This window comes from Teichococcus aerophilus (assembly GCF_014490485.1).
GTDB classification, from domain to species: domain Bacteria; phylum Pseudomonadota; class Alphaproteobacteria; order Acetobacterales; family Acetobacteraceae; genus Pseudoroseomonas; species Pseudoroseomonas aerophila.
On the sequence record NZ_JACTVA010000005.1, the window covers coordinates 146,943 to 161,202 of the forward strand.

The following is a 14,260-nucleotide window of genomic DNA, read 5'->3' on the forward strand; positions in this document are numbered from 1 at the left end:
AGGGAAAGCCGTCGGCCCTGTCTGGCACGAACCTGTCCGGGCTTCAACGTGGCGTGCATTCAGCGCGAGGCGGCAGCAGCACCCGTCAGCAGGCCACGCAGCTTGCGCACGGCGCTGTCCGGCGTCGTCAGCACCGGCTTGCCGGTCGCAGCAGCCACCTGAGCTGCGGCCGAGGCCAGGCTGAACTGCGCCAGGGCGATCGCATCGCAATCGGCCAGTTGCAGCGCCGCCTCGGCCGCCAGGGCATCATGTGCCGGCTGGTCACCACGGTTCAGTGCGTCCAGCGCGCCCTCCGCCAGCAGCGGCCGCAAAGTGATGCCGGCCGGAAATTCCGGCGGCATGGATTGCAGCGTCGGGGCGAAACTTGCGAGCAGGCCGATGCGCCCGCCCAACTGTGCCGCTTCCTCCACCATCGCCTCGTTGGGCTTCAGCACCGGCAGGCGCGGATAGTCCCGCTGTACCGCCTCGATGCACGGCCCGAAGGCGGAGCAGGTGAACAGGATGCCGTCCGCGCCCGTGCCCACTGCGTAGCGCGCCAGCGCCTGGAAGCGCCCGGTCATCGCCGGCGTCAGCGCGCCGTCCCGCGCCAGGTCGGCGGAGAGGCTGTCATCCAGCAGGTTCATCAGCCGTGCTTCCGGCCACAGGCGGGCGAAGGCGGCCTCGATCGGCGGCGGCGAGTGCCGCAGGGCATGGATGAGGGCAATCCGCATAACGCTCGCACTCCTTTGAAGCGGGATGACCCGGGACGGGATGACCAAGGGCATAAGCCGCGCCATGCATGGGCTGTATCGCGCGCCGTGACCGCGGAACGCACGCTCGGGCCGCACGACGATCGAAGCGATGCGCCGACTCCATAAAACAAATGTTGCATTACTCCAACTCGCCCGCAACACTCATTACATGGCCGATGACACACCGATCGACGCCCTGCGCCGTGCCCTGCCCGGCCTGCCACCCCGGTTGCAGCAGGCAGGCCGCTTCCTCGCCCGGCATGATTTCGACGCCGTCACCCGTTCCATGCGCGACCTGGCCGCCGCCGCCGGCACGCACCCTGCCACCTTCACCCGGCTGGCCCAGGCCCTGGGCTACAGCGGCTGGGAACCGTTGCGGGACGCGTTGATCGAGGTCCGCCGCGACAGCGCCCAGGCCCCCTTCTCCGGCCGCGTCCGCCCCACCGGGGCCGAGCCCGCCACCCAACTGCCGGCCGAAATGCTGGCCAGCGACGCCGCCGGCATCAGCCGGCTGGATGCGGCGCCCATCGCCGCCGCCGCCCGCACCCTGCATGCCGCGTCGCGCATCTGGATCGCCGGCTTCCGCTCCTGCCGTGGCATGGCGCAGTTGCTGCATTACCAGCTGCGCCTGTTCCGGCCGGATGGCGTCCGCTTGATCGGCGGCGCCGCGCCGGAGGACCTGGATATCGGCGCCTTGCAGGCCGGGGATGCCGTCGTCCTGTTCAGCTTCGCGCCCTATTCGCGCTCCATCGCGCTGACCGCCCGCACGGCGCAGGCTGTCGGCTGCACCACCATCGCATTGGTGGACACACCGGACGCACCGATCGCCGAGGGCGCGCACCACCTGCTGCTGTTCGATGCCGCCGCCGGCCCGGGCTTCTTCCCCAGCCTGACCGGTGCGCTGGCCACGGCGCAGGCCCTGGCCGCCGCCACCTTCGCGCTGGGTGGCGAAGCCGCGTTGACCCGCCTGCGCGAAACCGAAGCCCGCCTCGCCGCCCTGGCCGAATACGTGCCGGAGAAGGAACGCCGCCCATGAACGCCCCTGTCACCCGCAGCCGCGTGCTGCACCGTTCCTCCCGCACCGCGCCGCCGCTGGCTGTCGGCGGGCATGGCGTCTGGCTGGTGGAACAGGGCGGGCGGGAGGTGCTGGACGCCTCCGGCGGCGCTGCCGTCTCCTGCCTCGGCCATCAGCATCCGCGTATCGTGGAGGCCATCAAGCGGCAGGCTGACCGACTCTGCTACGCCCATACCGGCTTCTTCAGCAACGAGCCGGCCGAGGCGCTAGCGGAGGAACTGGTGGGCCACGAGCCGGGTGGGCTGGCCCAGGCCTATTTCGTCTCCGGTGGTTCGGAAGCAGTGGAGGCGGCATTGAAGCTGGCGCGCCAGTACTTCCTGGAACTCGGCCAGCCGCGCCGCAGCCGCTACATCGCCCGTCGGCAGAGCTACCATGGCAACACGTTGGGCGCGCTGGCCGCCGGCGGCAATGCGGGCCGCCGCGCGCCCTACGCGCCGTTGCTGACCGATGCGTTCAGCCATGTCTCCCCCGCCTTCGCCTATCGCGAACAGCAGCAGGGCGAAGATGAAGCCGCCTTCACCGCCCGCCTCGCCGCCGAGTTGGAAGCCGAGTTCCAGCGCCTGGGTCCCGACACGGTGGCCGCCTTCGTTGCCGAGACGGTGGTCGGCGCCACGGCCGGCTGCGTCCCCGCCCCCGCCGGGTACTTCCAGGCGGTGCGTGAGATCTGCGACCGCCACGGCGCCCTGCTGATCCTGGACGAGGTGATGAGCGGCATGGGCCGCACCGGCACCCGCCATGCCTGGGAGCAGGAGGGCATCGCGCCCGACCTGCAAGCCATCGCCAAAGGGCTGGGCGGTGGCTACCAGGCCATCGGCGCCGTGCTGGTCTCGGCCCGCATCGCCGATGCGGTGGAGCGCGGCAGCGGCGCCTTCCAACACGGCCACACCTACTTGGCGCACCCCATCGCCTGCGCCGCCGCGCTGGAGGTGCAGCGCGTCATCCGTGAGGACGGATTGCTGGCGCAGGTCCGGAGCATGGGCGCGCGGCTGGAGGAACGGCTGACAGAGCGCTTCGGCAACCACGCCCATATCGGCGACATCCGCGGCCGCGGCCTGTTCCAGGCCATCGAGCTGGTGGCCGACCGCAGCAGCCGCGCGCCCTTCGACCCGGCCCTGAAGGTGCACCAGCGCATCAAGGATGCCGCCTTCGCCCGTGGCCTGGGCTGCTACCCCGGCGGCGGTACGCTGGACGGCCAGCGCGGCGACCACGTGTTGCTGGCACCCCCCTACATCGTCTCCGCCGCCGAGATCGACCTGATCGTCGAACGGCTGGGCGAGGCCGTCGATACCGCCATCGCCAGCCTGCCGCGCTGACCGCAGCCCTATTCAACATCCCTGTCGAGACATGACACCATGAAAACTCTCTTCCTTGCCGCCGGGCTGCTGTTCGCCGGCGCGGCCGCCAGCCAGGCCGCAACGCTCGATACGGTGAAGCAGCGCGGCCAGCTGATCTGCGGCGTCAGCACCGGCTTCGCCGGTTTCTCCGTGCCGGACAGCCAGGGCAATTTCCGTGGCATCGATGCGGATTACTGCCGTGCCGTCGCCGCCGCCGTGCTGGGTGATGCCGGCAAGGTCCGCTTCGTTGGTCTGACGGCGCAGAACCGCTTCACCGCGCTGCAATCCGGCGAAGTCGACGTGCTGATGCGCAATTCCACCCAGACCTTCCTGCGCGACGCTTCGATCGGCCTCAACGCCGGTCCAGTGAACTTCTACGACGGCCAGGGTTTCGCCGTGAAGCGCGAGGCCGGTGTTACCAAGTTGTCGGAGCTGAACGGCGCCACGGTCTGCGTCGCCCAGGGCACAACCCATGAAGTCACGCTGGGCGACTACGCCCGCGCCAACAACCTGACCTTCCAGCCCGTGGTGTTCGAGCGGGTGGACACCATGTACCAAGCCTTCTTCTCCGGCCGCTGCGATGCCATGACGCAGGATGCCTCGGCTCTCGCCGGCGCCGTCTCTGTCGCGCCCAAGCCCAGCGACTACATGGTGCTGGCCGAGACCATCTCGAAGGAACCGCTCGGCCCCTTCACCCGCAATGGCGACGACCAGTGGGCCAACATCATCGGCTGGGTGCATTACGGCCTGGTGGAAGCCGAGGAACTGGGCGTCACCCAGGCCAATGCAGGCATGCAGGCTAGTGGCCCCAACCCGACCACCCAGCGCCTGCTGGGCCAGGCCGGCGAGTTCGGCTCTCGCCTCGGCCTTGACAACGGCTGGATGCTGGCGGCGGTCAAAGCTGTCGGTAACTATGGCGAAATCTTCGAACGCAATGTCGGCAGCGGTAGCCCGCTGAAGCTCTCGCGCGGCCTGAATGGGCTGTGGAACCAAGGCGGCCTGATGTACGCCATTCCGTTCCGCTGAAGTTTGGGGCCGTCGAATGAGAAGGCCGGGGAAGGAATTCTCCGGCCTTCCCCTCCTACGACCATTCCCCTCAGGCCCGCATCACCATCCCATCCCGCTGCGGGTCGGCACCACCGCTCCATTCGCCGTCCCGCCAGGCCAGTCCATGCGGCGCGCCGAAGGCGAAGCTCTGGTAGGAGCGGGCGATCGGGTAGCCCTGGGATTCCAGCGCATCCGTCACCCCATGCGGAACGCGGTTGCTGACATCGATGGTATTGCTGAGCGCGACGATGCGCGGCGCTGCCACAGCCTCCGCCATGCTCATGCCGAAATCGACCACGTTGCTGATGGACTGGGCCAGCGCCGGCACGATGTAGGTGCCGCCGGGGGCGCCGATAACCATGCGGGGCGCGTCTCCCTCGAACAGCATGGTGGGTGCCATGGCGCTGCCGCGGCTCTTGCCGGGTGCGATGGAGGCAGCGCGGCCGGGGCGTGGATCGAAGCCGCTCATGCAGCCATTATACATGAAGCCCAGCCCGGGGGTGATGACGCCGGAAGGGATGCCCAGCGTGTGCGTCAGCGAGACGGCATTGCCCTCGGCGTCCACAACGCAGACGACCGTGGTGTCCGGCGGGTCCTTCGGCTCCTCCGCGCGCGGCACGTCGGCCTTCTCGCCGGACTGGATGCGGGCGGCCAGCGCGGCGGCGTGCTCGGTGGAGAGCAGGCGCTCCAGCGGCACATCGACAAAGTCGGGGTCGCCCATATGGGCGTCTTTGTCGATGGTCATCCACTTCATCGCCTCGGCCAGGATGCGCAGGTGCTCCGCGCTTCCATGCTCCAGCGCGCCGAGGTCGAACTGTGCCATGATATGCAACAACTCGATGAGCGAGCCGCCACCCGCGGGCGGCGGGTTGGACGCAACGCGCAGCCCGCGATAGCTCCCCCAGCACGGCGCCTTCTCCCGCACGCGGTACGCCGCCAGGTCTTCCATCGTCACGCCGCCGCCCCGTGCCGCCATGTCGGCGGCGATCTCCCGCGCGATGTCACCGCGATAGAAGGCCTCGGCACCACCTTCGGCAATGCGCTCCAGCGTGCGTGTCATTTCAGGGTTATGCAGCACATCGCCGGGCCGCTTCAGCCGGCCGTCCGGGCGGAAATAGACCTGCCGCCCCGTCTCGCTGAAGCGCAGCTTGTCTTCCACATTGACCTGGCCATCACCGCCGTGGTCCAGCGCCCAGTAGTAATGCACATAGGGCCGCACCATCACGCCTCGGCGCGACTGCCGGATGGCCGGTGCCACCACCTCACGCAAATTCATGGTTCCGAAGCGCGTCAGCGCCTCCGTATAGCCCGCCACATTCCCCGGCGTGCCGACCGAACCGTAGCCGATATCGTTGCTCTGGTCGTCCAGCAGAAAGACGAAGCCGTCGCGGGACTGGCCGACGAACTTGCTCTCCCACATATCCGGCGTGGCAGACAGCGGCGCGCGGGCAAAGAACTCCAGCACCGTATGCACGCCACGCTTCGGCAAGCAGATCTGCATGGCACCGAAGCCACCGACACCGCACATCTGCGGGTCCACCACGCCTTGGCTGAAGGCGCAGGCAATGGCCGCATCCACCGCGTTGCCGCCCTGCCGCAGCACCTCCGCACCCGCCTCGGCCGCCTCCGGCTGCGCCGCCACCACGATTCCGCGCATCGCTTGTCTCCTGCTCGGGCTTTCTTCGGGCATGGTCGGCTCAATGGCCTTTCCGTGCCACGCCTTGTTTGGGTTCTTTAAGAACACTCGGCTTGGTTCGGTGAATCAAGGCTGGGAAAGAATTCCCCAGACCCCATCTTCTTTCTTCGAGTTAGCTCCAGGCTTCCATTGCGAGGTAGGAGTCCGATGGTCTCGGAAGGAGAAGTGATTTGGTCGGCCGCTCCGTCCGGCGAACCCTTACAGAAAACTGATAAAACATGCAGAAGGAAGATGGGGCCTGGGGAATTCTTTCCCCAGCCTTCGCTTCCATCCCCAATCTCAACACTGTTAATCCGGCGTAATCCCGGACGCCTGGATCACCGGCGCCCACGCTGCCACTTCCTGCCGCACAAAGGCCTGGGCATCATCCAGGTACAGCCGGCCCGGGGTAGTGGAGGTCTCGGCGAAGCGGCGTTGTACGTTCGGGCTGGCCTGGGCCTTGCGCACAGCCTCGGCCAGCTTGTCCAGGATAGGCCGTGGCGTGCCTGCCGGGGCGGCCAGGCCGGCCCAGCCATCCGCCACGACATCGGCATGGCCCAGCTCGCGGAAGGTCGGTACGTCGGGGAAGTCGGCGGAGCGCTCGGGCGCCGAGGTCGCCAGCGGCCGCAGGGCGCCGGAGCGTATGTGCGCGCTGGTCGCTGTCAGGCTGTCCAGCACGCTCGGCACCACGCCGGCCATGACGTCGGTGATGGCCTGGGTGGAGCCACGGTAGGGCACATGTTCCAGCGTGGCGCCGGTCGCCCTTGCCAGCCGCAGCCCCAGCAGATGCGCGACGCCGCCGACGCCGGAGGTGCTGTAGCCCATTGGCTTGACGCGCGCGGCCTGGAGGTAATCGGCCAGGCTGCGGATCGGCAGCTTCGGGTCGACGCAGAGCAGATACGGGGTGCCCATCATGATGGCGACATGGGCGAAGGACTTGTCCGCATCGTACTGGATGCGGTCCCTGTACAGCGTCTGCCCGATGGCCAGGCCGCTGATGGTGGTAATCAGCAGCGTGTACCCATCCGGCGGCAGGCGCGCGACATAGCCGGTGCCGAGGGTGGAACCGGCACCGCCGCGATTCTCCAGCACCATGCTCTGCCCCAGCGTCCCCTGCATCTCCTGCGCGATGACGCGCGCGGCGATGTCCGTGGCGCCGCCGGCGCCGAACGGGACGATGATGCGGATGGGCTGAGCCTGTGGCCAGGGCGCCGTCTGGGCGCCGGCCTGGCGTACCGGCAGCATCAGGGGCGCCAGGGCAGCGGCGCCCCGCAGCAGATGGCGGCGGTTCACTCCATCAGTCACGGCGATCCTCCTTCAGGCTGGGCGGGCTGGCATGATGCCGGGCGCCGGTGACGGATCTGGCGAGGGCCTGGAGCATGATGGCTTGAGGTGGAAACACTGAAAGCCTGTGTCACGCGACCAGCATGCTCTAGGCGCGCTCGGCCAGCAGCAGGAAAGCAGGCACGGCGAACTGGCAGAAGCTGCGCACCAGCAGCAGGTCGTCCTCGGTGTACCACCCGGCCTGATGCATCAGATTCACCTGGCCCAGGGTGCGCCCCTGCCAACGTACGGGCGTGTTCATGGCGCTGCCGCAGCCCAGGGCGCTGGCCCCGGCATGGTCCGGGTAGCTGGCGCGCAACTCCGGCTCGGTGCGGATCAGGATGGGCCGGCCATGCTCCATCAGTTCCCGCATCCGCGGCGCGTTGGAGGCGAGCTTGCGCCCGCCCACCGGGTAGTGCCCGGGTTGGTTGGAGTACACGCGTTCCGCCTCCCCGCCCGCATAATGCACCTGCATGGTACACAGGCGGTGGCCGACCACCGCGGCCAGTGCCGTGTCCAGCGCACTCAGAACGGCCTGTGGCTGGCCGGGTTCCGCCTGTGCCGAAGCCAGGCGGGCCAGATGCGGCATCGGGTCTGGGCGCGCGCCCATGCTCAACCCGCCAGGCTGGCGTCGACGGCCAGCGTGCGCTCGTCCGAGCGCGGCGCGAAGGTAATGCCCTTCCGCACCGCCCACAGGTTCTGCAGCATCAACAGCGGGATGATGGGCACATCCGCCATGGCCTTCTCCGTCGCCTCGATCAGCAGCGCCTCGCGCGCTGCCTCATCGACGGTGGAGACGGCGCGGGCGGACATCTGGTCCAATTCCGCATTGCTGTAGCGGCCGTAATTGTACAGGCCGAGGCTGCGTTCCTTGTTGTAGGTGGCAAAGCACTGGCTGAGCATGTAGCCGCCTTCGAAGGTAGCGCTGCCCCAGCCCCACAGCCCCATGGAGAATTCCTGCCGGCCGCCGCGCGCGGCATAGGTGCTCCACGGCATCGCCTCCACCGTGGTCTGCACGCCGATGCGCGTCCACATCTGCGCCACGGCCTGGGCAAGACGGGCATCGTTGGGGTAGCGGTCGTTCGGCGTGTGCAGGGTGAGGCGGAAGCCGTCGGGCAGGCCGGCCTCGGCCAGCAGGCGGCGCGCACGCTCCGGGTCCGGCTGCGGCGCGGCCAGCTTAGGGGCGTAGGAATAGGCACCCGGCGGCATCCACTGGCCAGTGGCCGTGGCAGTGCCCAGCATCACCCGGTCCGCCAGCGCGTCCCGCTGCAGGGCCACGGAGAGCGCCTGACGGACGCGCAGGTCGCGGAACGGGTTCCGTGCCAACGGCTTGCCGCTATTGTCGGTCACGAACGGGCTTTCGCCTTCGCGCGACAGATCCGGCACCAGATAAATAAGCCGGATGCCCGGAATGGCCGCCACCTGGATGCGGCTGTCGTCACGCAACCGCGGCAGATCGCTGACAGAGGGCGTGTCGATCAGGTCCACGTCACCGGACAGCAGCGCGGCGGTGCGCCCGGCGGGATTGCTGAGCAGGCGCAGGGAAACGCTATCCCACCCTTGCTTCGGCCCCCACCAGAGATCGTTTCGCGCCATCTCCACCCTGTTGCCAGGGGTGTAGGAGACGAACTTGTAAGGCCCCGTGCCGATCGCCGCCTTGCCGGAGTTATAGTCCGCCGTCGTCGCCCCTTCCCCCACGCGGCGGGAAACGATGCCGACATAGGTCAGGTTCGGGCCGAGATCCGGCGCCGGCACCGGCGTGTGCAGGCGGATGGTCAGCGGGTCCATCACCTCCACCCGCTCCACCGCGCGCAGGAAGCCGCCGAAGCCGCCGGGGCTGTTGGGGACGTCGCGCGCGCGCTCGAAGGTAAAGACCACGTCGTCGGCGGTGAAGTCGCCGCCATCGTGGAACTTCACGCCGGGGCGCAGCTTGAATTCCCACAGCGTGTCGGAGAGCGGCTTCCATTCCGTGGCCAGGCCGGGGATCAACCGGCCGTCCGGCGCGCGGTTGATCAGCCGTTCGAACATATGCATCGCCACGGTGTGGTTGGGCACCGCGTGGTAGAAATGCGGATCCACCGTGGTGAAGGCGCCACCCAGCCCGATCTGCAACGCCTTGCCGGCGGCCTGGGCAGGACGGGGCGCCAGAGCACCCCAACCGATGGTGGCCAGGGCACCGGAGGCAGCAAGAAGGTCACGGCGTCGCATGGGCAACTCCTGTTAGTTGGGGCACGGTGGAAGCAGCCTGCGTCAGCCGGAATGCCGGATGACGCAGCAGGAAACGCGATGGCGACGCGGCAGCGGCCGATCCCGGCCGCCGTCACGCTGCATGGTCAGCGGCGGGCACGCAATGGAAGTTCCAGGGCCGAGGCCTGTTCGCCGCCACGCGACAGGCTCAGCACCGGCGGACGGCCATGCGGCACCTGCACGCAATGGTCGGCATCCATGCCGGCCACCGAGAGGCGGATACGGCTGCCGGCACGGAACACCCAGGAAGTCGGCAGCAGCGGGATACGGATGCGCTCAACCTGCCCTGGCACCAGCGGCGCCGCGTCCTCCCGCCGGAAGGAGCGGAACGGCCAGGTGGTGCGGTAATTCGCCGGCGCCGGGCTTTCCTTGCGATGCAGCGCCCGCAACAGACCTTCAGTGACGTAGCGCACCGTGCCATCCGCCTCGACTTCCGAGACATAGACGAACACCGCCGCGTCGGGCGTGTCGGCGCTGAGCCAGAGATCGGCCAGACCGTGCCCGGTCAATTCCATCGCCTGCTCCAGCGGGGCGGAGGACCAGCCCACCAGTTGCGCTTCCCGCCCCTGCCAATCGGCGTAGTAGGTGGTGCTGTTGATGCCGGCGATGCGCTCATAACGCGTGCCGGCGCCGCTGCCCCAGGCGAAATCGGCACGGACGCAATCCTCGTCCGCCGGGCCCGCGACAGGCGCCAGCGTGGCCGCGGCGCCCAGGTACAGGCGCTGCACATCCTCCACCGGCGGCCAGGACGCCGCTTCGCGCCAGGCTTCCTCATGCAGGCTGAAATAGTGCACCGGCTGCTCGGCCTCCAGGCCCGTCGGCCGCCGCAGCAGGTAATGGTCGAAGAAGCGCAGCAACTCGCCCAGCAGGGCGAATTCCGACGTCTGCTCCCTGCGCCAGGGCGAGATGTTGCAACGCGCGCCGTGGTCCCACGGCCCCAGCAGCAGGTGCACCTTGTTGTCCCGCAGCGTCAGGAACCGTGCGATGGCGCCATTGGCATAGCCCGCGCCATCCATCCAGCCGGAGGTCGCCAGCACCGCGACATCCTGGCCGATGCCTTCGCTCACCGAATAAGGGCTGAAGGAGGCCGAGCTGAAGGAGGGATCATAGGGCAGCGGGTCCTCGCGGAAGCGGAACTCCCCCATGAAATCCGGCTGGCGGAAATTGCCCTGATGCTCCTGCAGCGCCGCCGCCAGCAGCGCGCCATCCGCATCCTCGTCTACCGGATGCGGGCCGGCGAGGTCGGGGTTGGCGTAGTAGACGTAGTTGCGAAGCAGGTCCCGCCGGTCGTGGTCCATGGCGACCATCAGGTCGTCATAGCTCTTGGCCAGCTGCTTCAGCAGGATGCCGCCCGGATAGTAGTTATCCGCATAGGTGTCCCACACCGCGAAGAGCGGCGCGATGGCCTTCACCGCCGGATGCCCGGTGCTGGCCAGAAAGTCGGACGCCGCGCCGGGATAGGAAATGCCCGTCGCGCCGACCTGCCCATCAGACCAAGGCTGCGCCACCACCCAGTCGGTGATCTCCCGCGAATCCTCGCGCTCCTTCGGGGAGCGGAAACTGTCCCGCGTGCCGAAGGAGGCGCCTGTGCCGCGCACATCCACCACCACCACCGCATAGCCGCGCGGCACCAGGTAGCGGACGAACTTGCCGGCGTTGGGGATGGCATCCGCATCGCTGCCCGCCGCCACGGCGAAGCGCCGGTAATACGGCGTCAGGATCAGGATAGCGGGCACGGGGCCGGTGGCGCCTTCCGGCCGCCAGACATCCACGGCGATGCGGCAGCCATCCCGCATGGTCAGATAGCGTGACTCCGGCACGGCGGGCAGCGCGAACTCCACCGGGCGCGCTGCCGCGTAGTCGGAGGGCGTAACCAGCCAGGCGGCACTGCCGTGATCGCTATCGGACATCGTCGGGCCCCCGGTTGCCGGCACGCGGGCCGGCGGTGTCATGACGCTGTCACCGATGCCGAAGCTATGTCAGTGCGTCAAATGCATTATAACGATCAGATCATGCGGAAAACGCACATGGGAGGCCGGCTTGCACAACCTGAGGTCACTGGAAGCGCTGCGGGCCTTCGTGGAAGCCGGATCGGTCTCCCGCGCCGCCACTCGGCTGGGCCGCACCCAGCCGCAAGTGGGCCGCCTGCTCTCGGCCCTGGAACAGGAACTGGGCTTCGATCTGTTCAGCCGCGACAACCGCCGCCTCGCCCTCACCGCCGAAGGCCTGCGCTTCTACCAGCATGCCGAGCGCGTGTTGGCCGGGCACGACGGGCTAGCCCGGCTGGCCAACGGCATCCGCCAGGGCCAGACCGACCGGCACTTGCGGTTGTTGACCGCCCCTCAGGTCGCCAGCCTGCTACTCAGCCAGGCCCTACGCGTCATGGCGAAGCGGGTGCCGGACTTCACCGCAGTGGTGGACACCCGCATCCGCCTGGATGCCGAGACGGTGGTGGAGCAGGAGCATTTCGACCTTGGCGTTACCGTGCTGCCGCTGGCGCATCCCGGTTTGAAGGTGGAACCGCTCTGCGAGGTGGAAGCTGTCGCCGTCATGCGGCGGGACCACCCGCTGGCCCGCCTGTCCCACGTCACCGTCGCCGACCTGGCCGGGCACGACATGGTCCTCACCCACCCCCGTTCCCTGCTGCGGCAAGGGCTGGAACGCCATTGCCGCGACGCCGGCCTCACGCCGCGTACGCGGTTCGAGGCCTCCAACGGCGTCGTGGTCTGCCAGATGGCGGCGGCGGGGCTCGGTGTGGCGCTGGCCGACCCGTTCGTCGCCCGCTCTTCCCCCGCGCCATCCCTCGTCCTGCGCGCCTTCGTGCCGTCGATCCCGCTGCCCTACGGCCTGTTCTTCCCTGCCTGGCAACCGCGCTCCGACATCGTCAGCGACTTCGCCGCCCTGGTGGCCGAGACAGCGCGGCACGAGGCGGAGGCCACATTGCGGAGCCTGCGCCGCCGGCAAGGTGGCGGGGGCTGAGTGGCATCTGTGGAGGAAGGCTGGGGGAAGGAATTTTCCCGGACCCCGATCTTTTTTCTGCGAGTTAGGCTGTCGGTGCCGGCTTTCGGTTTCCATGAACCAGCTTCTAGCGGCGCGATACGAATGCAATTGCATCGAGGGTGCGGAATCGTATCAGCGCTTTGAAGCGATAAGTCCGAAGGGTACCTTGGCGGCAGAGCGGGCACCCCGATCACTGCTACGATCCAACTATCCTGTCACACACCACCAGACCCTAGGTGGCCCAGGTAGCGGACCAGCTCTAAAGCCTCAGGGCGAACCAGGCGAAGCCAGCTCCAGCTCGCTGATGGGAAGCCATCCTGTCACGGCGCGGGAACCAGCCACATATCGTGCCCGCACCCAGCTTCCGCGCTGTTCCAAAACCACCAGTGGATCGCCCTCCACCACGTACGGCGCACGCGGGGCCGGTGCACCGGGAGCAGGACGGAAGGCCGCGCGATCTGCCTTGACCAGAGCCACATCGACCCATCCCTCGCCCTGCCGGTTAACTACGGAGCTGTAGGGCTGCTGCGTCATGTCGCCGGACGTCATGAGGCAGCCATCGTGATTCTCGCGCAGCATCAGGGATGCGCGCCCGCTTTCGAATGAGAGGTTTCCCGGGATCGCTTCCTCGCCGGGATACCATGTTTGCACGATGCCGCGGCCGCCGCTCAACTGGCCGCGCAACAGGAAGCGGCAGGAGAACTGCGGTGCGGCATCACTGCCGTTGCCAGCACGACCCTCGGAAAACACGCCGCTCACTCTGTCACCGCTAACGGCCAGGGTCAGGCCGCCATACTGGCCTGATATCGGCGGATCCGCACGGGCCTCGGGCGCGGCGAGGCTGGCGAGAGCCGGCAGACATGCAAGCCACGCCAGCTTCGGCATCAGAGGTTGCGTTCCAGCAGCTGCGTAATGGCTTGGGTGCGGTCCTGCAGGTCGGCGGTATTGGCGTAGGGGCGCCAATTGATATCAAGCATGCCATCCTTGAACGTCAGCCCATTGGGATAGTTCGAGGCCGGGGCAGTCTTCTCGTCGTAGCGGATATGGATACGCTGCAGCTTCGCCTTCAATGCGTCGCGGCCCATCGGATCTGTGGTGATGCTGCGCAGGGCCGCTGTCAGTGGCTCGAAGATCGTCTTCCCGAAATAGTCATCCTGGGCGTAGTAGGCAGCATCGCCGGGAAGCGTCAGCTGGTCCCATTCCACATCGACCGGCACGGGGAAGCCGGCGGCCTGCTGGATGCCAGCCTCGATCGCTGGATACTTCTCCTGGCGGTAGGACGCGATGGCGCGCCGCTCGGCCAGGCCGATCGTCGCCTGGGCCCTGGCCGCCAGCGGGGCCAGAGGAATGACAGCAAGCAAGCCCAGCAAGCCGCGGCGCGACGCCATGGTCATCTCCATTTGCATGTGACGCAGAATGGAGCGGGCCTTGTCCGAATCAGCAAGCGCCCCTTCCGTGACGTTTGCGCGAGCATCCGGGCACTTCACCATCCGGCTTCTACCCGGAAGCAAAGGAGTATTGCCCGGCTTCCGGCCTCTACAGGTATGGGGGAGTGGCGTGCGTTATTCCAATGCCGGAAGATCGACGTCCGTAGATACGCCCGTTATCCAAGTCGGCCACTGCATTAAGTTAGAGGCTGTTATGGACCTTTGGGCGGGTAATGATCAGGCTGAGGGGCATGAGTGCCCGCAAGCCGTACCCTTCTGACGTTTCCGATGATGAATGGGCGCTGGTAGCGCCCTACCTGACGATGCTGCCGGAGGACGCCGGACAGCGCGAGCATACGCTGCGCGAGGTGTTCAACGGCCTGCGCTATGTGATCAAGACC

13 protein-coding genes are annotated in these 14,260 nt (G+C 68.0%); 5 read left to right on the forward strand and 8 right to left on the reverse strand.

Translation table 11 applies throughout. From position 1 onward, the window contains the following. Nucleotides 1–59 precede the first annotated feature (59 nt). Nucleotides 60–710 carry an arylsulfatase gene (locus IBL26_RS05070; RefSeq protein WP_187783372.1) on the reverse strand — a complete coding sequence of 217 codons (651 nt, stop codon included), beginning with the start codon at nucleotides 708–710 and terminating at the stop codon, nucleotides 60–62. Between the two features lie 190 nt (nucleotides 711–900). On the opposite strand from IBL26_RS05070, the gene IBL26_RS05075 reads away from it, so the two are divergent. The 3 genes from IBL26_RS05075 to IBL26_RS05085 are packed head-to-tail and all read left to right on the forward strand — an operon-like array spanning nucleotide 901 to nucleotide 4,166. After that, nucleotides 901–1,767: a MurR/RpiR family transcriptional regulator gene (locus tag IBL26_RS05075; RefSeq protein WP_187783373.1), complete on the forward strand. Its 867-nt coding sequence runs from the start codon at nucleotides 901–903 to the stop codon at nucleotides 1,765–1,767. Further along, nucleotides 1,764–3,119 carry an aspartate aminotransferase family protein gene (locus IBL26_RS05080; protein ID WP_187783374.1) on the forward strand — a complete coding sequence of 452 codons (1,356 nt, stop codon included), beginning with the start codon at nucleotides 1,764–1,766 and terminating at the stop codon, nucleotides 3,117–3,119. Before IBL26_RS05075 ends, IBL26_RS05080 begins: the two co-directional genes overlap by 4 nt. A gap of 39 nt (nucleotides 3,120–3,158) precedes the next feature. After that, on the forward strand, nucleotides 3,159–4,166 hold the full coding sequence (locus IBL26_RS05085) for an amino acid ABC transporter substrate-binding protein (RefSeq protein WP_187783375.1): 1,008 nt from the start codon (nucleotides 3,159–3,161) through the stop codon (nucleotides 4,164–4,166). A gap of 70 nt (nucleotides 4,167–4,236) precedes the next feature. Here the strand turns inward: IBL26_RS05085 and ggt are convergent, their stop codons facing one another. From ggt to IBL26_RS05110, 5 genes are all read right to left on the reverse strand, one after another. Further along, on the reverse strand, nucleotides 4,237–5,844 hold the full coding sequence (ggt, locus tag IBL26_RS05090) for a gamma-glutamyltransferase (protein WP_187783376.1): 1,608 nt from the start codon (nucleotides 5,842–5,844) through the stop codon (nucleotides 4,237–4,239). Between the two features lie 327 nt (nucleotides 5,845–6,171). Further along, nucleotides 6,172–7,167: a Bug family tripartite tricarboxylate transporter substrate binding protein gene (locus IBL26_RS05095; protein ID WP_367615371.1), complete on the reverse strand. Its 996-nt coding sequence runs from the start codon at nucleotides 7,165–7,167 to the stop codon at nucleotides 6,172–6,174. A 127-nt stretch (nucleotides 7,168–7,294) separates the two neighbouring features. Then, the gene (locus IBL26_RS05100; protein WP_241749027.1) at nucleotides 7,295–7,795 is read right to left on the reverse strand and encodes a GAF domain-containing protein; all 501 of its coding nucleotides are present in this window, start codon (nucleotides 7,793–7,795) and stop codon (nucleotides 7,295–7,297) included. Between the two features lie 2 nt (nucleotides 7,796–7,797). Continuing rightward, nucleotides 7,798–9,393: an ABC transporter substrate-binding protein gene (locus IBL26_RS05105; protein WP_187783378.1), complete on the reverse strand. Its 1,596-nt coding sequence runs from the start codon at nucleotides 9,391–9,393 to the stop codon at nucleotides 7,798–7,800. 125 nt (nucleotides 9,394–9,518) lie between these two features. Next, entirely contained in the window at nucleotides 9,519–11,342 is a 1,824-nt protein-coding gene (locus IBL26_RS05110; protein WP_187783379.1) for a CocE/NonD family hydrolase, read from the reverse strand. A gap of 130 nt (nucleotides 11,343–11,472) precedes the next feature. Here IBL26_RS05110 and IBL26_RS05115 point away from each other — a divergent pair, with 130 nt between their 5' ends. Continuing rightward, complete coding sequence (locus IBL26_RS05115) at nucleotides 11,473–12,411, forward strand: LysR family transcriptional regulator (protein WP_187783380.1); 939 nt, start codon at nucleotides 11,473–11,475, stop codon at nucleotides 12,409–12,411. Between the two features lie 288 nt (nucleotides 12,412–12,699). Here IBL26_RS05115 and IBL26_RS05120 read toward each other — a convergent pair whose 3' ends face one another. Next, complete coding sequence (locus IBL26_RS05120; RefSeq protein ID WP_187783381.1) at nucleotides 12,700–13,317, reverse strand: hypothetical protein; 618 nt, start codon at nucleotides 13,315–13,317, stop codon at nucleotides 12,700–12,702. Beyond that, the gene (locus IBL26_RS05125; protein WP_187783382.1) at nucleotides 13,317–13,820 is read right to left on the reverse strand and encodes a hypothetical protein; all 504 of its coding nucleotides are present in this window, start codon (nucleotides 13,818–13,820) and stop codon (nucleotides 13,317–13,319) included. Before IBL26_RS05125 ends, IBL26_RS05120 begins: the two co-directional genes overlap by 1 nt. 290 nt (nucleotides 13,821–14,110) lie before the next feature. On the opposite strand from IBL26_RS05125, the gene IBL26_RS05130 reads away from it, so the two are divergent. Then, on the forward strand, nucleotides 14,111–14,260 hold a 150-nt coding region (locus IBL26_RS05130), incomplete at its 3' end, for a transposase (RefSeq protein ID WP_187783383.1).

Coding starts and splice junctions, on each gene's coding strand:
- IBL26_RS05075 (WP_187783373.1), top strand. CDS start 901: ATGGCCGATGACACACCGATCGACGCCCTGCGCCGTGCCCTGCCCGGC.
- ggt (WP_187783376.1), bottom strand. CDS start 5,844: ATGCGCGGAATCGTGGTGGCGGCGCAGCCGGAGGCGGCCGAGGCGGGT.
- IBL26_RS05120 (WP_187783381.1), bottom strand. CDS start 13,317: ATGCCGAAGCTGGCGTGGCTTGCATGTCTGCCGGCTCTCGCCAGCCTC.
- IBL26_RS05080 (WP_187783374.1), top strand. CDS start 1,764: ATGAACGCCCCTGTCACCCGCAGCCGCGTGCTGCACCGTTCCTCCCGC.
- IBL26_RS05125 (WP_187783382.1), bottom strand. CDS start 13,820: ATGGCGTCGCGCCGCGGCTTGCTGGGCTTGCTTGCTGTCATTCCTCTG.
- IBL26_RS05110 (WP_187783379.1), bottom strand. CDS start 11,342: ATGTCCGATAGCGATCACGGCAGTGCCGCCTGGCTGGTTACGCCCTCC.
- IBL26_RS05085 (WP_187783375.1), top strand. CDS start 3,159: ATGAAAACTCTCTTCCTTGCCGCCGGGCTGCTGTTCGCCGGCGCGGCC.
- IBL26_RS05105 (WP_187783378.1), bottom strand. CDS start 9,393: ATGCGACGCCGTGACCTTCTTGCTGCCTCCGGTGCCCTGGCCACCATC.
- IBL26_RS05100 (WP_241749027.1), bottom strand. CDS start 7,795: ATGGGCGCGCGCCCAGACCCGATGCCGCATCTGGCCCGCCTGGCTTCG.
- IBL26_RS05070 (WP_187783372.1), bottom strand. CDS start 710: ATGCGGATTGCCCTCATCCATGCCCTGCGGCACTCGCCGCCGCCGATC.